This window comes from Thermococcus fumicolans, from assembly GCF_055386755.1.
Genome location: NZ_AP042424.1, coordinates 1663254 through 1683770, shown reverse-complemented (window position 1 = coordinate 1683770; position 20517 = coordinate 1663254). Strand labels below are relative to the sequence as shown.

29 protein-coding genes and 1 pseudogene are annotated in these 20517 nt (G+C 52.6%); 5 read left to right on the top strand and 25 right to left on the bottom strand.

The window, feature by feature from the left end:
- Positions 1-9: 9 nt before the first annotated feature.
- A complete protein-coding gene (locus ACZ5AM_RS09520; protein ID WP_464916120.1) occupies positions 10-1191 on the bottom strand; it encodes a magnesium transporter in 1182 nt (393 codons plus the stop codon).
- 113 nt (positions 1192-1304) lie between these two features.
- On the opposite strand from ACZ5AM_RS09520, the gene ACZ5AM_RS09515 reads away from it, so the two are divergent.
- Both ACZ5AM_RS09515 and ACZ5AM_RS09510 read left to right on the top strand, forming a co-directional pair.
- Positions 1305-1910: a potassium channel family protein gene (locus ACZ5AM_RS09515; RefSeq protein ID WP_464914723.1), complete on the top strand. Its 606-nt coding sequence runs from the start codon at positions 1305-1307 to the stop codon at positions 1908-1910.
- The gene (locus tag ACZ5AM_RS09510) at positions 1903-2481 is read left to right on the top strand and encodes a potassium channel family protein (RefSeq protein ID WP_464914722.1); all 579 of its coding nucleotides are present in this window, start codon (positions 1903-1905) and stop codon (positions 2479-2481) included. Before ACZ5AM_RS09515 ends, ACZ5AM_RS09510 begins: the two co-directional genes overlap by 8 nt.
- Before the next feature lie 79 nt (positions 2482-2560).
- Here ACZ5AM_RS09510 and ACZ5AM_RS09505 read toward each other — a convergent pair whose 3' ends face one another.
- Both ACZ5AM_RS09505 and ACZ5AM_RS09500 read right to left on the bottom strand, forming a co-directional pair.
- A complete protein-coding gene (locus ACZ5AM_RS09505; RefSeq protein ID WP_464914721.1) occupies positions 2561-4417 on the bottom strand; it encodes an aldehyde ferredoxin oxidoreductase family protein in 1857 nt (618 codons plus the stop codon).
- Entirely contained in the window at positions 4417-5244 is an 828-nt protein-coding gene (locus ACZ5AM_RS09500; RefSeq protein ID WP_464914720.1) for an aldo/keto reductase, read from the bottom strand. Before ACZ5AM_RS09500 ends, ACZ5AM_RS09505 begins: the two co-directional genes overlap by 1 nt.
- 121 nt (positions 5245-5365) lie before the next feature.
- On the opposite strand from ACZ5AM_RS09500, the gene ACZ5AM_RS09495 reads away from it, so the two are divergent.
- Positions 5366-5659 carry a hypothetical protein gene (locus ACZ5AM_RS09495; RefSeq protein ID WP_464914719.1) on the top strand — a complete coding sequence of 98 codons (294 nt, stop codon included), beginning with the start codon at positions 5366-5368 and terminating at the stop codon, positions 5657-5659.
- Here ACZ5AM_RS09495 and ACZ5AM_RS09490 read toward each other — a convergent pair.
- From ACZ5AM_RS09490 to ACZ5AM_RS09470, 5 genes are all read right to left on the bottom strand, one after another.
- Positions 5656-5865 carry a hypothetical protein gene (locus ACZ5AM_RS09490; RefSeq protein WP_464914718.1) on the bottom strand — a complete coding sequence of 70 codons (210 nt, stop codon included), beginning with the start codon at positions 5863-5865 and terminating at the stop codon, positions 5656-5658. The genes ACZ5AM_RS09495 and ACZ5AM_RS09490 overlap by 4 nt on opposite strands.
- Positions 5866-5868: 3 nt before the next feature.
- Entirely contained in the window at positions 5869-6162 is a 294-nt protein-coding gene (locus tag ACZ5AM_RS09485) for an ArsR/SmtB family transcription factor (RefSeq protein ID WP_464916119.1), read from the bottom strand.
- Between the two features lie 58 nt (positions 6163-6220).
- Complete coding sequence (locus ACZ5AM_RS09480) at positions 6221-6910, bottom strand: DUF2202 domain-containing protein (protein WP_464914717.1); 690 nt, start codon at positions 6908-6910, stop codon at positions 6221-6223.
- Positions 6907-7539 (bottom strand): translation initiation factor IF-2 N-terminal domain-containing protein, encoded by a 633-nt coding sequence (locus tag ACZ5AM_RS09475; RefSeq protein ID WP_464914716.1) that lies wholly within the window; start codon positions 7537-7539, stop codon positions 6907-6909. Before ACZ5AM_RS09475 ends, ACZ5AM_RS09480 begins: the two co-directional genes overlap by 4 nt.
- A 77-nt stretch (positions 7540-7616) precedes the next feature.
- Entirely contained in the window at positions 7617-8459 is an 843-nt protein-coding gene (locus ACZ5AM_RS09470; protein WP_464914715.1) for a DUF2202 domain-containing protein, read from the bottom strand.
- 125 nt (positions 8460-8584) lie between these two features.
- Between ACZ5AM_RS09470 and ACZ5AM_RS09465 the strand changes: the two genes are divergently transcribed.
- Entirely contained in the window at positions 8585-8869 is a 285-nt protein-coding gene (locus tag ACZ5AM_RS09465; protein WP_464914714.1) for a hypothetical protein, read from the top strand.
- Here the strand turns inward: ACZ5AM_RS09465 and ACZ5AM_RS09460 are convergent.
- The 3 genes and pseudogenes from ACZ5AM_RS09460 to ACZ5AM_RS09450 all read right to left on the bottom strand — a co-directional run.
- Positions 8866-10101 (bottom strand): 2,3-bisphosphoglycerate-independent phosphoglycerate mutase, encoded by a 1236-nt coding sequence (locus tag ACZ5AM_RS09460; protein WP_464916118.1) that lies wholly within the window; start codon positions 10099-10101, stop codon positions 8866-8868. The genes ACZ5AM_RS09465 and ACZ5AM_RS09460 overlap by 4 nt on opposite strands.
- Positions 10102-10177: 76 nt before the next feature.
- Positions 10178-10855, bottom strand: a complete 678-nt coding sequence (locus ACZ5AM_RS09455) for a hypothetical protein (RefSeq protein WP_464914713.1) — start codon at positions 10853-10855, stop codon at positions 10178-10180.
- Between the two features lie 101 nt (positions 10856-10956).
- Positions 10957-12075 (bottom strand): annotated as a pseudogene (locus tag ACZ5AM_RS09450) (CBS domain-containing protein); the annotation flags it as partial.
- 32 nt (positions 12076-12107) lie between these two features.
- Here ACZ5AM_RS09450 and ACZ5AM_RS09445 point away from each other — a divergent pair.
- Positions 12108-13151 (top strand): integrase, encoded by a 1044-nt coding sequence (locus ACZ5AM_RS09445; protein ID WP_464914712.1) that lies wholly within the window; start codon positions 12108-12110, stop codon positions 13149-13151.
- A gap of 135 nt (positions 13152-13286) precedes the next feature.
- On the opposite strand, the gene ACZ5AM_RS09440 is transcribed toward ACZ5AM_RS09445, so the two are convergent.
- The 14 genes from ACZ5AM_RS09440 to ACZ5AM_RS09375 all read right to left on the bottom strand — a co-directional run bounded on the left by ACZ5AM_RS09440 (position 13287) and on the right by ACZ5AM_RS09375 (position 20516).
- The gene (locus ACZ5AM_RS09440; RefSeq protein ID WP_464914711.1) at positions 13287-13685 is read right to left on the bottom strand and encodes a hypothetical protein; all 399 of its coding nucleotides are present in this window, start codon (positions 13683-13685) and stop codon (positions 13287-13289) included.
- 32 nt (positions 13686-13717) lie between these two features.
- On the bottom strand, positions 13718-14890 hold the full coding sequence (locus ACZ5AM_RS09435) for a discoidin domain-containing protein (RefSeq protein WP_464914710.1): 1173 nt from the start codon (positions 14888-14890) through the stop codon (positions 13718-13720).
- Between the two features lie 11 nt (positions 14891-14901).
- Entirely contained in the window at positions 14902-15312 is a 411-nt protein-coding gene (locus tag ACZ5AM_RS09430) for a hypothetical protein (protein WP_464914709.1), read from the bottom strand.
- Entirely contained in the window at positions 15313-15684 is a 372-nt protein-coding gene (locus ACZ5AM_RS09425; RefSeq protein ID WP_464914708.1) for a hypothetical protein, read from the bottom strand.
- Positions 15681-15956, bottom strand: coding sequence for a hypothetical protein (locus ACZ5AM_RS09420; protein WP_464914707.1), 276 nt, complete (start codon positions 15954-15956; stop codon positions 15681-15683). The genes ACZ5AM_RS09425 and ACZ5AM_RS09420 overlap by 4 nt, the downstream gene beginning before the upstream one ends.
- A complete protein-coding gene (locus tag ACZ5AM_RS09415) occupies positions 15953-16150 on the bottom strand; it encodes a hypothetical protein (protein ID WP_464914706.1) in 198 nt (65 codons plus the stop codon). The genes ACZ5AM_RS09420 and ACZ5AM_RS09415 overlap by 4 nt, the downstream gene beginning before the upstream one ends.
- Before the next feature lie 12 nt (positions 16151-16162).
- Positions 16163-17353: a hypothetical protein gene (locus tag ACZ5AM_RS09410; RefSeq protein ID WP_464914705.1), complete on the bottom strand. Its 1191-nt coding sequence runs from the start codon at positions 17351-17353 to the stop codon at positions 16163-16165.
- A 109-nt stretch (positions 17354-17462) separates the two neighbouring features.
- On the bottom strand, positions 17463-18377 hold the full coding sequence (locus ACZ5AM_RS09405; protein ID WP_464914704.1) for a hypothetical protein: 915 nt from the start codon (positions 18375-18377) through the stop codon (positions 17463-17465).
- Positions 18378-18443: 66 nt separating this feature from the next.
- Positions 18444-19382, bottom strand: a complete 939-nt coding sequence (locus tag ACZ5AM_RS09400) for a hypothetical protein (protein WP_464916117.1) — start codon at positions 19380-19382, stop codon at positions 18444-18446.
- A 42-nt stretch (positions 19383-19424) separates the two neighbouring features.
- Entirely contained in the window at positions 19425-19574 is a 150-nt protein-coding gene (locus ACZ5AM_RS09395) for a hypothetical protein (protein WP_464914703.1), read from the bottom strand.
- A 74-nt stretch (positions 19575-19648) separates the two neighbouring features.
- Complete coding sequence (locus ACZ5AM_RS09390; RefSeq protein WP_464914702.1) at positions 19649-19798, bottom strand: hypothetical protein; 150 nt, start codon at positions 19796-19798, stop codon at positions 19649-19651.
- Between the two features lie 5 nt (positions 19799-19803).
- Positions 19804-20160: a type II toxin-antitoxin system VapC family toxin gene (locus tag ACZ5AM_RS09385; protein ID WP_464914701.1), complete on the bottom strand. Its 357-nt coding sequence runs from the start codon at positions 20158-20160 to the stop codon at positions 19804-19806.
- Complete coding sequence (locus ACZ5AM_RS09380; protein WP_464914700.1) at positions 20153-20344, bottom strand: hypothetical protein; 192 nt, start codon at positions 20342-20344, stop codon at positions 20153-20155. Before ACZ5AM_RS09380 ends, ACZ5AM_RS09385 begins: the two co-directional genes overlap by 8 nt.
- The gene (locus ACZ5AM_RS09375) at positions 20334-20516 is read right to left on the bottom strand and encodes a hypothetical protein (protein ID WP_464914699.1); all 183 of its coding nucleotides are present in this window, start codon (positions 20514-20516) and stop codon (positions 20334-20336) included. Before ACZ5AM_RS09375 ends, ACZ5AM_RS09380 begins: the two co-directional genes overlap by 11 nt.
- Position 20517 lies beyond the last annotated feature (1 nt).

Genomic DNA, 20517 nt, shown 5'->3' with positions numbered 1-20517 from the left:
AATCTTTGTTTACACTACCCCCGCAAGGAAGACCACGTAGAGGGTGCCGAGCACATCGGATATGGTCGTGACGGTAGGTATTGCAACGTTGTCCGGATCTATTGAGTAGACGTACGCTGTGTAAGCCACTATGACGCCTATAATCACGTTGAGCAAAACCAGCAGTGGATACGTGACTATGAAAGTCCACATCATGGAAGCACTCCCGCCGATTATACTCGTTACGTGAACCGCTATGAAGTTCGTCAGGACGCCGATTATGGGGGACAGCAGCAAAACCGTCCCGATGTCCGCTAGGAAAGCCCTGTTTTTGAGTTCCATAGGTCCCCCAAGATTGAGTCTCGTTGAGGTCGTGGCTGCGGCGATGGATGAAAAGTTTCCTACACTGTCCAATATTGATGGATACATAACGCTCAGAATTGTCACTTTGGATATGATGCTGCTGTAGTGCTCAAGCGTCGAGCCGGAGAATATCTCAATGACGGCAAGCAGGGTAAGCACCATGGCGAGCTCTCTGAATGACTTTCTGTGTTCCTCTGTGAATTTGGAACGCAGGATCATCAGGACTAGAAGACCCAGCATTATGAAAGTGAACGCGTAGAACTCCTCAGGGTGGTGCTCGTAGAAAATAATCAGATAGACAAGGCTCGGTATTGTTATCACGTCGGCTATTGAGGTTATCAGGGGGGCCGCGATAGTATCGGGGTCAATCGAGTACCTGTAGGGTATGATGGTTATAAACGCCGTTGAATAGCCCAGAATAAACCCAATGAACAGAGCGGAAGCAACGACAATTGCCAGAACTACGAGGGCCGAGTGTGAAAATCCCAGTTGAACTAACCCGACAAACCACAGAATCATTAGGGGGATCTTGGAACTGGTTATTGCCATTGAGATGTTTGTAACAACCTCCTTATCCCGAATCCCCCTCACCCTACCGAGATAGAGGGCTGTAGTAAGCCTTGAAGCCATGGCCCCAAAAACGTTCCCGCGGAGATCCATCATCCCGGGGAGTACGACCAGAAGCAGCGGATAATGTGTTGCAATCTTTTCAAAGTTCTTCCCCAGAACTCCCCCACCCACAAAGTCAAGGGCCAGACACAGGAGAAGCGCTGGCAGAGTAACTAAAAACGCTCCTTTCAGTCTCTCCGCCCAGTTGCTGTACCCTACCCTGCTGTTTTGAACTATCATTGCTATCACACTCCATTTCAGCCACCTCCAACCCCTGATTGGATGGGGACGTATAAGTTTTTCGGCGAAAACTAAATAAGAACCCCTGTGAGTTTAATACCGGTGAGAGCGGGGTGGAAGAGTGGGACGAAATAGAGGTTCCAAAAAACGTCAAGGAGATCTTCGTTGAGATGAAGAACACCGCCGAGCTGATGGTTGATCTTGCTTACTCCTCCGTCCTCTTTCAGGAGAAGGAGATCGCGGAGGAGGTTCTTGAGCTTGAGGAGTACCTTGATCTTTTAAACTACCACCTGATGGTCAGGGCCGTCCTGGCCGCCAGGAATCCCCGTGAGGCGGAGCAGATAACTGCGATACTCCAGATGGGGAGGGCGATCGACGACATATCCAACGCGGCCGCGGATCTCGCCAAGATGGTTCTCGAGGAGAAGCTCCACCCGATCGTCAGGGAGGTAATACTCGAGAGCGAGGAGACCATAGGCAAGGTGGAGGTGGCCCCTGAGTCTATCCTCGTGGGCAAGACCCTGGAGGAACTTGACCTCGCCACCAACACCGGCGTCTGGGTCTCAGCAATAAGGCGCGGAAGGCGCTGGATTTTTGATCCCGACGAGGACACCAAGATAATGCCCGGCGACATAATAATCGGGAGGGGCACCAGGACCGCGCTTGACTACCTGAAGGAGATAGCGAGGGGCGTTCTCAAGGTGATGAAGAATGAATGAGCTCGAGGAGATCCGCTCCTGCCTGGTGGAGATGAAGGACCTCTCGGCCCTCATGGTTGATCTGGCTTTCTCGTCCGTCATGTACAACAGCGAGGACATAGCCGAGGAGGTCTACCTCCTGGAGGAGAGGATGGACGACCTAACCCTAAAGGTTAAAAAACTGGCCCTACGGGCCGCTAAACGCGAGGACGATCCCGAAAGCTTGCTCAGCATCATAGACCTGGCCGACATAAACGAGCGCATAAGCGACGCCGCCTACGCTATCTCGGACATAGTCCTTCGCGACATAGAGCCGCACCCCATAATCAGGAGCATAATGGAGGACACGGAGGAAGAGCTGGGCAGGGTAACCGTCAGGCCAGGTTCTGTTCTCATAGGCAAGAGCCTGAAGCAGCTTAAGCTCCCGAGCAAGATAGGAACGAGGATACTGGCCATAAAGCGCGGGACCCGGTACATCTACAACCCTGGCAAGGATGACGTGATCCTGGAGGGCGATACCCTCATAGCGGTCAGCCCTGACCTCGACAAGCTCAGGAAGCTCGCCGGGGAAGGAGTCGAGGAAGAGGACTAAAATTTTCCGTTTTCTATACTCTTGAGAGATTTAAATTTTCCGGGCTTAGAAAGAGATAACAAAAAGACAGAAAGCCCTATCAGACGCCCAATCTCTTCTTCACCACCTCCAGGGCCCTCTCCGCGTCTTCCCTGAACTCCTGAAGGCCAAGCTCCTCCATCGTCTCGGGTAATGGGACACCGAGCTCTTCGTCCCAGCCCCTAAGCCTGTAGAACTCCCTTCTCGCCTCAAGGAAGTCGTTGTAGTCTATGAAGGCCGCGTTGCCCTTTGCCGGGCCGTCGGGTTCAGGCTCCCACCAGCGCGGTGGAATCGTATCGTCGAGAGGTGGCGTAACCCAGTCGAGGGCGTTGTGGATTCTGGCGATGCTCTCGACGCCCCATGCCCTCTTTCTGAGTTCCTCAACCGTCCATTCCTCGCCCGTGACTATGGAGTAGAGCCTCGCGAGGTCCTCCATCTTGTAGGGGACGAACTTGCACGTGCCGAGCATGTCGGTGATGTAGCTCTCGTCCCTGCCCTCGATGAGCGAAGGCACGAGTTCCTTAGCTGGCCCCTGATTGGGCAACTGGTGTGGTCTCGGCCAGCCCCTTAGGTGAGATGCACCAACGTCCGCGGTTGCGTAGCTCAGCGCGTACGTCCTCCTTCCGCGTGGGTCCCAGGCCGGTGCCTCCATCCCCTTGACGTGAACCGCGAATTCACATCCCCTGCCAAGCCTCTCACAGGCCCTCTTAACGCCGTCCGCCAGAACCGCTCCGAAGCCCTTTCTCTCGGCCATCAGCCTGATGAGCCTCTCCTCTGCCTCCTCGTCGCCGAAACCCTTGACCGGGAAGCCTATCTCGTCCTCCCCTATTAGGCCGCGCTCCACCATCTCAAAGAGCCAGCCTATCGTCGCTCCCGTCGCTATGCTGTCCAGTCCGAGGTTGTTGACGAGCCAGTTGAAGTAGGCCACAGCCGGAAAGTTGAAGACACCCGTAGCCGCTCCCAGCATCGCTATGCTCTCATATTCTGGCTTGACGCGTATCTTACGCCCCTTGTATTCCACCTCAACGTATCTGGCGCACTTTATCGGGCAGCTCTTTCCGTGGACGAACCATTCTGGGGTTACCTCGTACTTCTTGACTTCGTCTCCCGCGAGCTTCGAAGCTAACTCGTCCGGAATGTAGGGCCTTGAGAAGTTGTATGCCGGGCTCATGCCGAGGCTTGCTGCGCTTCTCAACGCGTCGCTCGTCCCGTAGTTCCTCGTGTGCTCGTACTTCGGGTTCGTAGCGAACTCGTCGTAGAACTCCTGCCAGAGTTTCTGGAACTCCTCTGGATTTGCCACCTTCGGCTTCTCACCGGGCTCGACGACGACGGCCTTAACCTTCTTGCTCCCCAGAACCGCTCCCAGTCCACCCCTTCCGCTCGCCCTCTCAGTGTCGTAGATTACGTTGGCCATTCTGCTCAGTTTCTCGCCGGCCGGGCCTATCATGGCTATACTCGCCTTCGGGTGCTCCTTCCAGATTTCCCTGGCTACCTCGTAGTTGCCTCTGCCCCAGAGGTGGCTCGCGTCCCTAATCTCGACTTCCCCGTCGTGGACGTATAAATAGACCGGTTCCTCGCTCTTCCCCTCGATTATCAGGGCATCGAAGTGGCCCTTAAGCTTCGGCCCGAAGGCGTCTCCACCGCTCGAATCGCTTATTAGTCTCGTCTCGGGGCTCTTGCTGACGGCTATTACCTTGCTCGAACCCGGAACGAGGCCCGTCATTCCTCCTGGGGCGAAGACGAACTTGTTGGCCGGGCTGAGCGGGTCGGTGCCTGGTGGGACTTCGCGGTAAATCAGGTAGTAGCCAAGGCCCTTCCCACCTATGAACTTCCTTATCACCTCATCAGGCAGTTCCTCATAGGTAACCTTTCCCTCCGTCAGGTTTACACGCGCAATCCTGTTGTGGTAGCCGTACATCAGAGGCACCTCCTTGCCTTTTCCCTATCCTCCTTCGAGAGGCGCCAGCCCATCGCCCCGAAGTTCTCCCCCATGTGTTCCTTCCTACCTGCCTTTGGAATCGCTATAACGTTGTCCTCCCAGATGAGGTAGTTTAAAGCGACCTGAGCGGCAGTTTTTTCGTATTTCCTCCCAATCTCGGCAAGGCATTCGTTTTTAGCCAGCGTCCCCTTCTCCAGCGGGGTGTAGGCAATCAAAGCAATCCCTTCCTTTTTCATGTAGTCGAGCAGACTGCTCGTTTCGGGCCATCTGTCCCCGAGTGAGTACTTGACCTCGTTGGCAACTATCTCGTACTTCCTCATCGCCTCCTGGGAGCGTTTTAGAAGCTCCAGGTCAAAATTGCTAACCCCAACGTATCCTATGAGTCCCTCGTCTACAAGCTCTTCCAAAGCGTGAAGGGTCTCCTCTATCTTTCTCCAGCTATCACCGGGCCAGTGGAGGAGGTAGAGGTCTATGTAGGTACCGAGTCTCTTTACGCTGGCCCTCGCGGCCTTCTCGGCTTTTTCATAACCGAAGTTCGTTGGCCAGACCTTGCTGATTATGAAGATTTCCTCCCGGTCAAAGCCCTCTATCGCTTTTCCAACGAGCTCTTCACTGTGGCCTGCTCCGTAGAATTCGGCAGTATCGATGAGGTTCATCCCAAGCTCAAGGCCGTACCTGAGAACTTCAACGCTCTCTTCGTCGTGGGAATAGTCGGGACTCTCGTGGCCGCCAATTCCCCATGTCCCCATTCCTATTGAAGTAACTTTGTCGTCGCCTATCCTCTTGAGGTCAGAAACCCGTGGCATTCTTCACACCGCGAAGATTAGGAATCCGAACTTAATTAAGGTTTCTGTCTAAACGCTAAAATGGCCAGATGTGTGGAGCGAAGGTTTATAAAAGCGTGGCCGTTGGGGGAGTGGTGATACCATGGATCCAATGTCTAAGGTTTTTGAAGAGGCCAAGAAGAATCCAAAGATGAAGAAAAAGCTCAGGATGAAGGCGGCGTTTTCGCTGGTTCTGTTCGTAGCCTTCCTGGGTGTCATCTTTATAACGGTGGGAACCTTCGTCTCGGCAAGGCAGGGAAGTTTCCTCGGAATGACCCAGCTTGACTTTCTAAGGCTGCGTGCGAGGTACGGGCTGTTCATGATGGTCCTGATACTGATTCACCTAGCCATGAACTGGAACCTCATGAAAAAGGAACTTGAACTCCTCTTTGGTTAAACCTCTTCGAGCTTCTTCCTTATTTCCTCGGTGTTCTTTCTCGTTTCTTCGAGCGCGTTCTTTAGCTTCTCAAGCTCGACCTTGAAGTCGTTCAGCGTCTTGTTCACCTGATAGAACGCAAATACCATCACAACGAGGATTATCAACCCGAGGATTATGCTTATCCACCCGCTGGGTGTTGACATGTGCTCACCTCCCCAAGGCATCTTTCACCCCTCCAGCTTCGTTATCATGTCGTTGTCTATCACGATCTTGAAGGGCTTTGCCCTGTAGTACTTCTTGGCCCTTGGGTCGTCGGGTTCAAGGCGGAGCTCGCTTTCAACTAGGCCGGCCTTTTCAAGCTTCTTCAGGTGAAGGTAGAGCAACTGCCTCGAAATCCCTAGGGTCTTGGCGAGCTCGTAGACGTACCACTCCTTCTCCGAGAGAAGCTTGAGAAGCCTAACCCTCACCGGGTTTGAGAGGGCCTCGCACACCGCTGCCAGCTCCTCGACACTCTGGGCCATCTTAAACACCGCTGTCTTCACTTGGGGAAAATACGGAAGAAGGGATAAAAGCTTTCCGTTAGTTCCCGACTATTGACCTGTACTCCTCCTCGCTCAAAACCTGCGGCGAGTACTCGACCCCATAGTTGTTGGCCAGCACCCTCGTGAAAGCCCTCAGGTGGTTTTCACTGCCTGCCATGAGGTTCTCGAAGACTACTTTTATGTCCTCGTTATCAACCTTGGATAGCCACTCCTCTAGATCCTTGATGTCCACCTCCTCTATCAGAGCCCCGACCTTGAGTGCCTCAACGTCGCCTTTGCTTCCCCTCTCAACGAGCTGGTCGTAGAGGGACTGTATCTCAGGGTTGGTGAACTCACCTATTCCCTTGCCTTCGGCAGGGTCGGTGAGGTTGTACTTCTCGATGAGCTGGAGCACCATGTCCATGTGAGTCTGCTCGCTCCTCGCTATGTTCTCGAATATCCTCAGCCCGGTCTGGTTATAGAGCGTTAGGTAAACATCCCTAGCGAGCTTCTCCTCCTCGCGCATGTAGAGTATCGCCTCTATTTCCTCCTGGCTTAGGTTTTCTGACGGAAGTGCCAGTACGTTGGGGGCGTTCTCAGACGATGAGGCGCCCTGTCCGTAGCCTTTGCCCTCCGGAGGCCCGCCTGCCCTTGTCTCACCACCGTTTTCGGTACCGGTTATGCATCCCCCGATGATCACCGCTCCAATCAGTAGGAACACGACCATCAGGGTACTTAGCCTCTTCAACCCTCATCACCCCTTAGTGAGGCTATTATCTCCTCCAGCATGGCCTTAAACTCCTCCCTATCGAGGTTGTACTCGTACTCTATCTCGGCGAGCTTCTCGTCGGGAGAGGCTTTTATGCCCCTCTTCTCAAGCTCTTGGATCAGATCATCGACCGGAATCCCGTAGTTGTCCGCCAGCTCCTGGACGGTGTAGTACTTCATCATCGTGCCCGTTATATAGACTGTTGAGTTGTCTTCCACGGTATAATATTCCTCCGTGCTGGTCTCGGTGTCACTTTCCCCGGTGTAGTACGCAAAGGCCTGGTATCCCGCTCCGATTAGCAGGAATGGGACCAGTAGCGCTGCCATCCCCTTGACCTTCGATTTCTTGAACCCCATGCGGAGCATCGTTACCATGCTCCTGAAACCTATTATAAGGTGCAGCGCTACCAGGCCAATCATGACGAACCCGAGGTACGTGTGGATCGCGGTTAGTGTATCTTTGTCAAGCCCAAGGAAAGTCCACCCTATCGAGTCAGCTATCCTTCCGCTTGGGGCAAGGTAAAGTCCGATTCCAGTAAGTCCAATCACCACGAAGACAACCAGTAACAAGAGGTCCACCACGCCTCTTAGCAGCGCCGAGGACTTCATGGAATCACCTCCGGCGGGCATTTGACCGGCCAGAACATCGTTCCACCTTTGAGCAGAAAAGGGAGAAGTGGGTGGGATTAACCCATAATGTTCATTCCGCAGCTCCCATCGCGAAGGGGCCCACTACCGTCAGCTGGGCCCATTCTAGCTTTTTTCTGAGCTTTCTGGCCGTTACCTTTCATGCCCTTCATGTGTCCGTGCTTTCCTTTCTCCATTATAGGGCCGTGTCCATGTTTTCCATCTCCCATCTTTCCGTGCCCGCTGTGGCCGTTCTCGCTGCTGAGTATCTCGTCAACCTGCTCCTGTGGGAGAACCTGGGCGGTGTAGCTGACTCCCTGAGCCTCGAGGTTCCTCACGAAGGCCCTCAGGTGGTTCTCGCTGCCGGCCATGAGGTTGCCGTAAACGGCCTTTATGTCCTCGTTGTCCGTCTTGGCTATCCAGTCCTCAAGGTCCTTGATGTCGGTCTCCTCTATGAGCGCCCCTACTTGGAGTGCATCAACGATGCTCTGGCTTCCCTGCTCAACTAACTGGTCGTAGAGGGCCTGAAGCTCTGGGTTCTCGAAGACCCCGACCTCGTCGAGGGTGTCCGGTGCCGTCAGGTTGTACTTCTCGATGAGGCTCAATACCGCGTCCATGTGCCTCCCCTCGCTCTCTGCAATCATGTCAAAGACGACAAGGCCAGTCTCGTTGTATAACGTCAGGTAGACGTCCCTCGCGAGCTTCTCCTCCTCTACCATGTAGAGCAGACCACTGGTCTCGTCGTCGCTGAGCGGCGCGTAGTAGTCCGCGTAGCTGTTCTGGGCGGTTTCTTCCACAGCCGGGTTGGGGCCGGGGGTGCCCATGTAGGCAGCGGCCCCTCCAAGCACCAGGCCAAAGAGGCCCAGCACCAGCAGTCCAAACCCTACCAACTTTTTCCTCATGTGTCTTCACTTCTCCATATGTAAGCTCAATATTACATATGCATGCCGAGTTTATAAAGTTTGTGGTTGGCATACCCGGAAGCTTTTTAGGAGAAAGCACGAGATACTAAAGGTGGGGGTAACCCATGGAAAGCTGGGAACTCGCCGCTTGGCTTTCAGTTGTAATGGGTGTCATTTACCTTCTGGGGGAGGTTCTAAGTAATGGTTGGAGGAGAAGGAGAACCGCATCTAAAATCTTCACGCTCGAACTGGGTGCGTATCTAATAATCGTTGGCATCCTGGTTATCCTTCAGAGGAAAGGGGGGATAAGCCCGGAGCTCTATGGGGCCGTGATCTGGGCGTTCTTTCTGACAGTGGTCCCGCTCTCGCTCTACATCCTGAAAAATGGGGCTGGAAGAAGGCCGAATTAAGCCCCGAACTTCTCGCTCCTGTTCATGAGGTCCATCATTATCGGAACGATGTCGTGGCCCTTTATCCTGCCGAGGCCGCCGCGCATGCACTCGCGCTCGCCGAAGCTCTCGGTGTGGTCGGGCCTGACACCGCCGCCGGCAATGAGGAGCGGAACCGGGTCGCCGCTGTGGTTCATTACCTCGCAGGGCGTGCTGTGGTCGCCGGTTATCGCTATGACGATGTCTTCAAGGTCGATGTGGTCGATTATGTAGCCTATCATCCTGTCGGCCTTCTCGATCATCTCGGCCTTGAGCTTGGGGTTGTTGTCGTGGCCCGCTGCATCTGTCGGCTTGAAGTGGAGGAACACGAAGTCGTACTCCTTGAGCAGTTCCACTGTCTTTCTCGCCTTGGCCATCTCGTCGGTGTTGTACTCGCCCGTTGCCCCTTCGGGGGTGTGGACGTCAAAGCCTATCGCCCTGGCGACGCCCTTGACGAGCGAGACCGCTATTACTCCAGCGGCCCTGACTTTCCACTGCTCCGTGAACTTCATCGGTATGCCCGGGTAGGTTCCAGCGCCGCGGATGAGGAGGTAGTTCGCGACGGGCTTGCTCTCCTTCCTGCGCTTCTCGTTTATTGGATGCTTATCGAGGATCTCGTGTGCCTGCCTGACGAACTCCTCGAGGATTTCAGCAACGCGCTTGCTCTCCTCATCCTGATAATCGAACCTGTGCGGCGGCTTTCCGGCCTCGTGGGGGTCGTTCTCACCGACTTTATATCCAGAAGCCATACCCTTGAGAACGAGAACTGCCCTGTGGCCGGTGGCTCCGACGAAGATGAAATCAACCGGTATCTTGACGTTCTCCTGAATGGCCTTCGCGAGCTCGTGAGCCTCCTCGGTGCTTATCCTGCCCGCGCGCCTGTCGGTTATGATGCCGTTCTCGATGGTGGCGAAGTTCACTCTGAAGGCTAAATCGTCCTCGCTGAGGTCGAGGCCAACTCCCATCGCCTCGAGGTAGCCCCTTCCGCGGTAGACCTTGTAGGGGTCGTAGCCGAAGATGCTTAAGTGGGCGGTGTCGCTTCCGGCAGGCTGGCCGGGCTTTATCGGGTCCTGCTGGCCCAGGATTCCCATCTTGGCGAGCTTATCCATGTTTGGCGTTTTTGCGTACTCGAGCGGCGTCTTTCCGCCGAACTCCTTGATCGGCCTGTCGCCGAGTCCGTCGAGGATTATGAGAAGTCCCTTTCTCTGCTTCATGTCTATCACCTGGAGTGGTTAAACCCCTTGGATTAAAAGCTTTCCGTGGTTTTGTGAAGAGGGAATGAAAAGGAGTTCAAATTCCCGAGATCTTTATACGGAACCTCATGTTCGTAGGGACGTCACTGAAGAGGTCTCCATCCAGTGACGTGACGGGGACTTCGGCTTTTACTATCGATTCTCTGCTTTCCTTTTTAATCTTCAGCTCCCTCAAAACGCCGTCTGAGACTATTATTGAGAAATACGAGCCCTCTTCACTCTGCCCCTCAAGGCGGAAGTTCCTGCCGACTTCCAATACGGCTCTTTTTATGAGGGCCACCAGGAGATCCGGAGTCAAGTTTTCCACCGTTTCCTCTCTCGCCTGTATTGGACACTTTGCCGCCGAGCAGAACTCTGCTATGGCAGTGCCTATGCCCCTTGTGAAATTCTCGAGCGGTTTCCCCATTAGGATCTCCCCAAAGCCCGACCAGCTTGCGGTTATCTTGAGCTTGTTTTCATCCATCTCAAAAGTTATTGTGAGTATTCCCTTCTCCCCCCGGAAGGTGTATATTGCCTTGTTTTCCTGTATGCTGTAATCGAGGGTGAACTCGTAGCCGAAGTTGAATACAAACCTGGGAACTTCGAACCGTACTTTGTTTCCCCTGAGCTCTTTGAAATATGGGAAAAACGGTAGCGTTTTTTCGGGTCTTGACAGGATCCACGATATCGAGCCCCAGCCATATGAAAGGTCAACTTCAAACGTCTTGGACTTCATACGACTCCCCTTATAGAACGGGAACAAGTATCAAAAAAGCGTTTCCTGAACTAGAGGTTTAAAACCCCAAAAGGCGGAAGAAGGGGAAATGGAAGGAGGATTCAGAACTCGAGCTTCTCGAGGAACCTCTTCGCGTACCTTACGTCTTTCTCAAGCTCTGCCTTCTGGAGTAGCTGCCTCTCGACGGCTCTAAGGGCGTCGTGAACGGCCTGTATGGCACCCCAGGTCTCACCTGTGGCGACGAAGACCCCCCTGTCGGTGACTATCCTCATCCTGGCCTGGTACAGGTGGACTCCGCGGAACTTCTCCCTGAAGCGCCTTATGTAGAGGTAGATTATGCCCTCCTGGCCGAGTATGTCCTCGTACCCATCGACGAACTTCCTTATGTCGCTTATTATCCTCTCCCTCGTGAAGTCGCTGAGTATGTGCGCATCACCGGCCAGCTGGAGGTAGAAGCGGGCCTCCTTCTCCGTCATCTTGGATATTGGGAGGAGCAGGTCTTTTACAGTCAGGATTCCAACGACCTTGTTCTCCTCGTTGACGACGACGAGTCCGTCTATGTTGTTGTCCTTCATGATCTCAACGGCCTCTCTGACCCTCTTATCCGGGAGAATAGTTATGACTCCCCTTATCATGACGTCCCTGAGCTGCATGCTGAAGGGAGGTATCTTCTCCCCCGCGACCTCGCCGTACTGGGCCTTAAAGCGCGGCTTTATGAACCTTATTATGAGGTCGTGAAGGGTGACGAGCCCCTCGAGCTTGCCCTCCTCGTTGACCACGGGGATCCTTGAGATGGCGTGGTCGCGCATCGTTGCGAGGGCCTTTGCGACGGTATCCTCGGGGGTGAGGGTGATGACGTCCCTGGTCATGTGGGCCTCTACCTTCTCCTTTCCAAACGCCTCCTGAGAAACGCGCTCCAAGAGCGCCATATCGCTTATGACCCCTATGATCTCGGCCTTGGACTCCCCAACCGGGAGTGAGCGCAGGTCGACCTCGAGCATGAGCTTTGCGGCCTTGCTGAGGTCCTCATCGGGCTTGATAACGGGGGCGGGCTTGTAAACGTCTCTAACCTTGGCCTTAGTCGGATCCCACTTGAGGTGGGATCTAATTATAAGATCTTGGGTCAGAACTCCTTTGTACAGGTTCCCATCGAACACGAGAATCAGATCCGGGTCTTCCTTCTCGAATATCCCGATCGCCTCAGAAAGCGGGGCGTCGAGGTAGCCTAGCCTGGGAAGGCGCGGGACTCGAGATGGCGGATTTTGGCGAAAGAAGGCCTCTCGCCGACGCAATGACAAAAAGCGAGCCAGGGACCCAAGACGTTTTTACAGAGGCTTTGATTGATTCAACAGCCAAGATCCATTATGGTCGTGACCGCGAAGAATATGCCAAATGGATACAAAGGGAGTCTCCTTCTCTGGCCAGAGACTACATCAGCAAACTCAACAAGTACCTCTGGGGAAAGAAGGCCAACACTCCAGAAGAGCTCAGGAGAATCGTCGAGTCAATACCCCCAACCTCATCCGGTTCCCCTGACAGGAAAGCCTACCTTGCCATCAGGAGTTACATCAACTTTCTGGTTTCAACTGGCAGGATTAGAAAGAGCGAGGCCATTGATTTCAAGGCCGTGATTCCAAACATAAGAACCAGAGCTAGGCCTGAGTCGGCTAAGGTCATCAGCGCTGAGGACATTAGGGAGATTATCAAGGATGTGAAGGGTTCAAAGCCTGAGGTTGTCCATGCGCGCAAGCTTTACCTCAAGCTTCTTGCCTTCACCGGCCTCCGCGGTGATGAAGTGAGAGCTCTGATGAACCAGTTCGACCATAGGGTGATTGATGACACTTTCAAGGCTTTTGGCATTCCCGAAGAGTACAGAGAGAAAATAGCAGTATATGACATGGAGCGGGTGAAGTTGCCGCGCAGAAAGCACCAGACGAAGAGGGGTTACATCGCCGTCTTCCCCGTGGAACTTGTTGAGGACCTCAAGCGGTTCAAGGCTTCAGGGTATGAGATGAGGAAGGACAACACTTACAAGAGGACAATGTTAAACCACCCGGAGAGGCATAAGGACCTATCGCTTTTCAGAAAGTTCTTCCAGAACTTCATGAACGATAACGTGATGACGACTGTTCCTAATCCGCCGGCCGATGCGTTCCATCTGATTGAGTTCCTCCAGGGAAGAGCGCCGAAGAACGTTGGTGGCAGAAATTACCGCTGGAACGTGAAGAATGCTGTGAGGATCTATTATTACATGGTGGACAAGCTGAAAGAAGAGCTCGGGATTTTGGAGCTTTAGCGGATTAAACTCCAGACCGACTTTTTCTTTTTCCGTTTTCTCTGCACGTTCCACAGGCCTACGACCTTACGCTCCCCACGTTCTGATTCTCTCACAACATACCACTTTCCAGTTAGGAGATTGTAGATTTTCCTCTCACCCATACAACTCACCGACTAACTCTTTCTCCCTTTGCACTTTTCGGCAATCTGGGGATGCGCGTAGGCCGGCCTTCTTCATTTTGGCCTCGATGCGCTTAAACTTCTTGTAGGACTTCTTAACCTCGCTCATTATTGCCTGGACGCTCTTTGATGTTTCGAGGGGTTCAGGCTTCGCGCTCTTTGAAAACTCACCGGTTCCCAGTTTATCCATTATGGACTTAACTTCGAGGAACCACGCCACGTCTTCAGGCTTCTCGTGGATTTTCTTGGCTATCCTGCGGATTAAATCTACTGCCACTTCTTCCTCTGAGAGGAATCTGAACTTGATACTCGTCGCCATCCTCCGCACCATCTTACCCTTCACCCTCTCGCTCTTAAGGTTAACCCTACTCATCAACTTGACCACCAGCAAAAAAGAGAGGGATATCAGTCCGGAACCTTAAAGTCGATGTACTCCCTAAGCTCCTCTATCAACTCAAGTATATCCTGCTTAGTCAGCCGAGACTTCTTTTTCTTGTCGTTGATCTTCTGATTCAGTCTCTTTTTCCTATGGAATCCGCGCATCGCGGCGATTCTTGGTGCCGTCCCCCCACCTTTTGACATTGCTCTCATGAACGAACTGAAGAACGCTCCCTTCTTCCACGGTTCAGGTCCTGAACCGTGGCCGTGCTCGGCCGCCACACGGTCAGTGATCCTGCTGTAGTACTGGAACTCGGCAACCTCGACGGGGTTCAATCCTTGGTCGTCAAGGTAAAGGCGCAGGTAGCGTGCGTAGACAGCTGGCCAACTGTATTCCGTCCAGCTGTTTGGCGTTGGTGGGGATGTTGCGGTGTAAACGTCCACCCATGTTGAACCGTCCACGCTCGCCTGTATTCTGTACGCATTTGGCACGTTGGAACCCCAGTAAATCCTCGCTCCACCAATGATGCTGTTGCTCCCAGCGTCAATCTGGAGCCATTCGCCGGGATTCGTAGTCCCTGGATACCATCTACTGGTTGTGTCCCCATCGATTGCCGCACTTGCGGGGGTGGTTATAAACGGATAGTATATGTACGCTGCTACGAAACCAGACGATTGCACATAGCTTGATGTATAATACAACCATACCTTTACGATAATGTCGGTAACAGATCCTGCCATATTTCCGAGAGGGATGTTGAATGTTTTTATAGTGTCATCTGGCAAATCTGGATCCGATACTGATAATAATGTGTCTCCATTACTATTGGTGACAAGTATCTTGCTATAAGATACAAGGTACTTATCTAGTATCGATATGCTGAACATGTCATCTGGCTCTAAATTCGTGAAGTCCATAGTGAATGTTAGTGTTACATAGTCACTGTTGTTTACTGTCTTGTTTGCTATATACTCAATTCCTACTCTTTTATTGACGGAATCTATTGAGTAACTAAGTGCATCACCAACCACACTAACAGTCGGATCACCAGCCTCCCGATACAATTCGGAGCTTGCTACTACCGAGTTGGGGATAATGTAATCACTTACCATTGGCTCGGGGAGTTTAACGTAGCCTTTAGGAATGATGATGACACCGTCTTTATTCGTTGGAAGAGAAGGAAATGGCTTAAACGGCATTCTCCACCACCTCACTTGGCGACTATCATAATGGTAATTGTGTCTGTTCCTGAGACTCCAGCAGCGTCGGTTCTGACTCTCACAAATCGGGAAGCATTAAAGAAACCCTCGTTAAGCGAAGTGACTCCGCTCCAACTATGCGCTCCCGTGATCCAGTTCGTGCCGTCCTGCGAAATGTCAATGTAAACGTTTGTTGCCGCAGTTGCTCTCACGTAAACCTCAAGGAGAGGACGGTTCTCGGTGTCGAGAATTACCTCATGTGCTGCGCTCTCATCAGCGTTCCAGATCGCATTATACTTAACCGGATCACCTGTCTGAGGGTCTATCGTATCTTCGGCTTTTGCCGGTTTGATGTCCCCCGCGACCTCCGTATAATTCAGGTGTGAGAAGTCCTTTCTCCCGCGCAGTGCTTTCACAGGCATTTAATCACCCCCGTTGAGCCACCTGAGTATTGCCAGCTCCTCTTCCGTGAGGATTTCAAGGTAACCGGTCACGTAATGATCGTTAGTGTCATAGTTCACACCAAAGATCTTCATCTTCCCCTGTCTAACAGGCAGGATTGAATACCAGAAGTCGAGGTTGCTGTCATCTCCAGTAAAGTACCTCTCCAGTCCTGTATCTGCTGGAATTCTCCTCCCATCCTCGGTTTCAAGCCTGATCCCACAGGTGAGGCTCCATCCCGCGGGGATGTCTATGTAAATGTGAGTAAGGTATCCATCTGGAACCTCAAACTCTCCAATAAGAGTATCATTCTCCGTGTTTGCCGGAATTTTCACGGTAAACGGGAAAATCATTCTCTCACCTCCTCCATCAGCCTCTTAATCCTCCTCCGGATCTTTTGGAGGGTAGAATTCTTCAAGTGCTCGATTTTCGAATTGTTCTTTTTGAAGCTCAAGCGGTAGAGGAGTAATAGCCTCCCGCGCGCCGTCCGCGCGCTGATCCTTCCCTTCCTCCAGTCCCGCATGATGGCCTTCATGATGTCGTAGAACTCTCTCGCCGAGTCGAGTCCTTTCTCTCGCCGATCCTTCACGCGCCTTCCGAGGTACTTATAACGCGTCTTTCTCATGCTCTCACCCGCAATCCTTCTAACCGGCTTATCCTTCTCTCATGATCAAACATCCTCTGCTCCAGATCGTCCAGCCTCTCCAACGCACCTTTGAGAACGCGCTCGTTAGCCTTCGCCGTCACTGCCGCAGTCATCAGAGAAGTAAAGAGGATAGTGAGGAGAGATGAAGCCAACTGGAGTTCTTCCGGAGTCACTTGATCACCCCACTACTTCCTGAGTAACGCCAAAAGCACAGCTCCAGCTATCGCGTATTTCAGCATGTCCTTCTGAGAAATCCCCGGCTGTGCCGGAGGCCTCGGCTGAGGTATGGTGGTAGTTACGGTTACCTTCTTCGGCTCTGGCCTTGGAACTATGGCCGGTTTTGGTGCTGGAGGCTTTGGTGCCGGTTTCGGCTGTGGTTTTGGCGCCGGTTTAGGCTCGTACTTAGGAACAACAGGCTGAGGTTTCGGCTTTGGAGGTTCAGGTTTCTTGACCTCCTGCGGCTTCGGCTCGGGAGGCTTCGGCTTTGGAACGGTCTTTATCCCCGTGTCCTTCTCAATCTTCTCCTTCACGGGTTTAGGCTGTGGAATTGGTTTAGGGACCGGCTTCGGAACCGGTTTTGGGAGAATAGTAGGCTTCGGTGCCGGTTTCGGCTGTGGTTTTGGAGGTTCAGGCTTCGGTTTTGGGACTACCTTTGGAACTGGTTTTGTTGCAGGGGGTTTCTTAACCTCAACAGGCGTCAAAAGCTTCCTGGCTTCCCTCTTAATCGGCTCGTAGATTTGCTCCCTGATGGGTTTGGGTTCAACACTAGCAAACCCGGCAACACGCCTTAACGCGTCCTGGAGCCTCTTAGTATCCTGGACAACATCATCTTTGACTTGTATTTTCAGAATGTGGACATCCTTCTCCCTGATCCATCTCTTTATCGTCAGAAGAAGTCCGTACCCCGAATTTGTTATTGCTCCCTTATACTCGTAGAAGGTTTTTCCGTTATACTGGAACGCTTTTCCACGTGCATACACGACCGTTACCTGTTTGAAGGCTTTGAGGAGGTATGGATACTTCACTACAAGATTCACGTTCACCTCTCCCGTCTCAGACACAAACAAACGCGGGTTATTTAGGATCTCCTGGATCGACGCGTCTTTTGGAAAACCAATCTTCGGTTCTGGCTTCGGCTGAGGAGGTTTTGGTTGTGGCCTCGGTGCCGGTTTTATAACCGGCGGCTTTGGTGCTGGCTTCGGCGGCAGTCTAGGATACCCGGGACTCGGTAAGTCCGGTTCCCCCGGGAGAGGCTTCACCGGGAGAACATGTGGAGGCTCCTTCCTAGGCGCAATAGGCGCTTTTACCTCCTTGATCGGCATAGGCGCTATCGGAATCTTCCTCCCGCCTATCCAGACGTAACCAGTCGTTATCATCCTTCCTCACCTCACCCTATCAAGGAACTTTTTGAACTCAATCTGAAACGCCATCCAGAGAACAAACAAAACAAACGCCTGAATCAGCGTATCCTTATCCAACTTCATCTCACCTCACCACCGCGACAGGCCTAAATGACCTCCCTCCCCCGTTCACCGGATTCTGGTACTTCCTCGCAACAGCCTCCCACCGCTTGCCGTAAAGTTCTCCGAGCTCCTGATTAGTCTTGTAAGAAGGGACAACCTGACTTTGGCTCTTCCTCTTGCACTTCTCATAAAGCGCTCTCAGCTCCTCATCGCTCATCTTTGCCGCTTTGTCCGCTGGGATATGACACTCATCCGGCTCATGCCGTCCCAACGTCGGCTTACTATCCGAGTGCTTCCTCTTCTCCGCGTCAAACTTCCGTCCCCAGGCCACAATCTGATCGAGGCTCATATTGCTGGGATCCTTCCCCTCGATCTTCAGACGATACTTCACACCCTGAAGCCACGCCGAGAAGTTAGCGTAATCACTGAACCAATACTTCCTCGCCAAGCACTCCTCCTTAGTCAGAAGCTGGTTCCCAGCATAAGGACACTTCACTAGGTTGCTATGAACCTCCTCGATGTAGGTTCCTCCCGCAAAAGTCTTAGACTTGCCAGGCTTTATTGTGGTTCCATACTTGTGGATGTTTCCCTCTTTGTCAACCTTCGCGTTTCCCGGCTCCCACTCAGCACCCCCGTACTGCAGATTAGTTTTTGCCGTGTTGTATTCTGGCGTATTGGTCTTCCCAGTCAGGACTCCCTCGACTATCGTCGCGATGTCTTCCGCTGTTCCCTTTGCTTTCTCCGGCAGATCAGAAGGGTTCACCACTTCCCCCACTTCTTTCAGCTTCTCCTCGATCTTCTTCCCCCAGTCCTTGAACATGCCGAACAGCTTGTAGAGAACGTAGATTATCGCCAGGAACGAGATGAAGTAAAGCACTATCTGAAGAATCGTCCCGTAACCGCCATCGGTCTTGACCACAATTGGACTCTCGGACATTTTTACACCTCCAGAATGATTCGAGCCGGCTGGGTTTAGCCGGCTGATTATTAAAGGAAAAGAGGATCAGAGGCTGATAACCTGCGGGTTCATCTCGTGGCTTATGTAGCGAATCTTACCCGCGGCATTGGTCTTAAGCGCAATCTTGAAGGTTCCAGAGGCTTCCTCGCGGAGGTCAAGGCCTCCGAGTATGACCTCCTGGTCGTAGTCAAACATCGTCATGCCAGTCGGGACGGCCTTAAGCTTGTACTGGATCTTGTCCAGCTCTCTCGAAGTCGGGTAATCAATCTTGTAAAGCTCAATCCTCGCCGGCCTCGTCCTGACAAGCGCGTACTTGTCAACAATGTCCGCACGGTTGCCGTTCTCGTCATAGAAGACGAGAAGTGCTCTCTTGAGAACCGAACCGACAGGAAGCTCAAAGACCTCAGTAAGCTCTCCGAGCGCGTTAAAGCTCTTCTCGATAGCGTAAACCTTCGGCTCCTCGATGAAAATCTCACCCCACTCGGCACCCGCGTACGTCATAACGTACTCTTCCCCGCTCTCATAAACCTCCTTGTCTAGAGTTATCTTGATCGTGGCATCGCTCAGACTCACGTTAGCGGCTATGCTGGTGTTCCACTCGACCTTAATCTGAAGCTGATCCTTGATAAGCGCGTGAATCTTCCCAGCATCCAGCATGATAAGGAACTGGACGTTAGCCGTTCCACCCGCTGGAACGCTCACGGTGTCATCAAGGCTAAGCGCCTTCCCGTGAGTATCGTAAACGTTCAGATAAGCGATGTCCGTCCCCTTAAGCGCGTAGTGGACGACGTTCCCGTTAGAGACGACACGGATCTCGTTTATCCCTGTCAGAATATCCTCCATGCTGACGGTAGCGGCGTTAGCCGTGTCCGAGTTGCTGAGGGTCAAGTTCGCGAGAAGCGCGATACTGTCAATAACCCCGTTGCGCGGCAGGTCAACGCTCTTCACCTGCATGGTAAGAACGTCATCAAGAGTCTCCTTCACCTTATACAATTTTCTCACCTCCCTGGCCTCGCTCCTGCGCCTTCAGATCTTCCCCTTAACGAACTTGTCGTATATTACCAAGGCCACGATCACGCTCAGCATGTTCACAACAAAGTCTCCCGTAAAGATCTCCTTCCAGTCCATCTCGCTCACCTCGCAGTTTTTCTCGCCGAGGCCAAACGGCCTCGCCATAGAATAAGCTCCCAGGATATTTAAGCAATGTAACTAAAAACTGAAGGAAAGTGGAGAACTCGGGAGAAAACGGCCTAACTCGCGTTTTTCTTGGCCTGGTAGTATAAGTGCTTGATGACCATGCTTACAGAAATGTCCTTCTCGCTCACGCCGAGCTTCCTCACCAGCTCGCTCCTAACTCTCTCCACAATCTCCTTCGCCTCGCGGTCGAGGTAAACACCCATCCCGCTCACCTCTTTAGTTTCACACCAAACTGCTCAAGTCTTTTGAAATGCTTAACGTTCTTCGTCCACACAACATAGCCTTTAGCAACTGCCGTCGCTCCAATCAGGAGGTCTGCATCTTCCAAAAGCTCCCCTTTCTCTTTCAATTTCCTGTACATCTTTGAAGCCATAAGAAGAGTTAGGTTATCCAGGCCTTCAACCTTGAAAATCTTTTCCAGACGCTTAAGAACTGCCACTCGCTTCCTCTCTCCCCTAATTCCCCTAGTGAACTCGAAGAGAGTTATAACTGAAATCGCCGAGCCTGCGTATTCCTCCAACTTTCTCTTCTTGTAGAGGTCAATCAGAACGCTCGTGTCAATCAATATCCCCGAAGTCCCTGAATGAGACTCTCTTTTTTGACTCCTTCTCGATCTCATTTAACTCCTCCTCCGAAAGGAGCTCATACAACTCTCTCGCGACTTTCCTAACCTCAAGAACCCGCTTAATCTCGCTTTTAAGCTCCTTCTCAGATATTGAAGCTCCGTAAACCTTGACCTTAACCTTCACCCGAGGCCACCTCCACCCTCACCCGAATCTTCTTTAACTCCTCCTCACTGACCCCTTTCTCCCGCAAGTACCTCAAAACGGCCAGTCTCACTAACTTCCGAAACTCCTTAATATCAATGTCTCGCGGAACAGTAACGACAACCTCACTCACTTCTCTCTTCGTAGCGGTCAAA

What these genes read in the sequence shown, in the direction of transcription:
- ACZ5AM_RS09520 (WP_464916120.1), bottom strand. Translation starts at nt 1,191, where the DNA reads ATGATAGTTCAAAACAGCAGGGTAGGGTACAGCAACTGGGCGGAGAGA.
- ACZ5AM_RS09510 (WP_464914722.1), top strand. Translation starts at nt 1,903, where the DNA reads ATGAATGAGCTCGAGGAGATCCGCTCCTGCCTGGTGGAGATGAAGGAC.
- ACZ5AM_RS09505 (WP_464914721.1), bottom strand. Translation starts at nt 4,417, where the DNA reads ATGTACGGCTACCACAACAGGATTGCGCGTGTAAACCTGACGGAGGGA.
- ACZ5AM_RS09500 (WP_464914720.1), bottom strand. Translation starts at nt 5,244, where the DNA reads ATGCCACGGGTTTCTGACCTCAAGAGGATAGGCGACGACAAAGTTACT.
- ACZ5AM_RS09495 (WP_464914719.1), top strand. Translation starts at nt 5,366, where the DNA reads ATGGATCCAATGTCTAAGGTTTTTGAAGAGGCCAAGAAGAATCCAAAG.
- ACZ5AM_RS09490 (WP_464914718.1), bottom strand. Translation starts at nt 5,865, where the DNA reads ATGCCTTGGGGAGGTGAGCACATGTCAACACCCAGCGGGTGGATAAGC.
- ACZ5AM_RS09485 (WP_464916119.1), bottom strand. Translation starts at nt 6,162, where the DNA reads ATGGCCCAGAGTGTCGAGGAGCTGGCAGCGGTGTGCGAGGCCCTCTCA.
- ACZ5AM_RS09475 (WP_464914716.1), bottom strand. Translation starts at nt 7,539, where the DNA reads ATGAAGTCCTCGGCGCTGCTAAGAGGCGTGGTGGACCTCTTGTTACTG.
- ACZ5AM_RS09470 (WP_464914715.1), bottom strand. Translation starts at nt 8,459, where the DNA reads ATGAGGAAAAAGTTGGTAGGGTTTGGACTGCTGGTGCTGGGCCTCTTT.
- ACZ5AM_RS09465 (WP_464914714.1), top strand. Translation starts at nt 8,585, where the DNA reads ATGGAAAGCTGGGAACTCGCCGCTTGGCTTTCAGTTGTAATGGGTGTC.
- ACZ5AM_RS09460 (WP_464916118.1), bottom strand. Translation starts at nt 10,101, where the DNA reads ATGAAGCAGAGAAAGGGACTTCTCATAATCCTCGACGGACTCGGCGAC.
- ACZ5AM_RS09455 (WP_464914713.1), bottom strand. Translation starts at nt 10,855, where the DNA reads ATGAAGTCCAAGACGTTTGAAGTTGACCTTTCATATGGCTGGGGCTCG.
- ACZ5AM_RS09445 (WP_464914712.1), top strand. Translation starts at nt 12,108, where the DNA reads ATGGCGGATTTTGGCGAAAGAAGGCCTCTCGCCGACGCAATGACAAAA.
- ACZ5AM_RS09440 (WP_464914711.1), bottom strand. Translation starts at nt 13,685, where the DNA reads ATGAGTAGGGTTAACCTTAAGAGCGAGAGGGTGAAGGGTAAGATGGTG.
- ACZ5AM_RS09435 (WP_464914710.1), bottom strand. Translation starts at nt 14,890, where the DNA reads ATGCCGTTTAAGCCATTTCCTTCTCTTCCAACGAATAAAGACGGTGTC.
- ACZ5AM_RS09430 (WP_464914709.1), bottom strand. Translation starts at nt 15,312, where the DNA reads ATGCCTGTGAAAGCACTGCGCGGGAGAAAGGACTTCTCACACCTGAAT.
- ACZ5AM_RS09425 (WP_464914708.1), bottom strand. Translation starts at nt 15,684, where the DNA reads ATGATTTTCCCGTTTACCGTGAAAATTCCGGCAAACACGGAGAATGAT.
- ACZ5AM_RS09420 (WP_464914707.1), bottom strand. Translation starts at nt 15,956, where the DNA reads ATGAGAAAGACGCGTTATAAGTACCTCGGAAGGCGCGTGAAGGATCGG.
- ACZ5AM_RS09410 (WP_464914705.1), bottom strand. Translation starts at nt 17,353, where the DNA reads ATGATAACGACTGGTTACGTCTGGATAGGCGGGAGGAAGATTCCGATA.
- ACZ5AM_RS09405 (WP_464914704.1), bottom strand. Translation starts at nt 18,377, where the DNA reads ATGTCCGAGAGTCCAATTGTGGTCAAGACCGATGGCGGTTACGGGACG.
- ACZ5AM_RS09395 (WP_464914703.1), bottom strand. Translation starts at nt 19,574, where the DNA reads ATGGCGAGGCCGTTTGGCCTCGGCGAGAAAAACTGCGAGGTGAGCGAG.
- ACZ5AM_RS09390 (WP_464914702.1), bottom strand. Translation starts at nt 19,798, where the DNA reads ATGGGTGTTTACCTCGACCGCGAGGCGAAGGAGATTGTGGAGAGAGTT.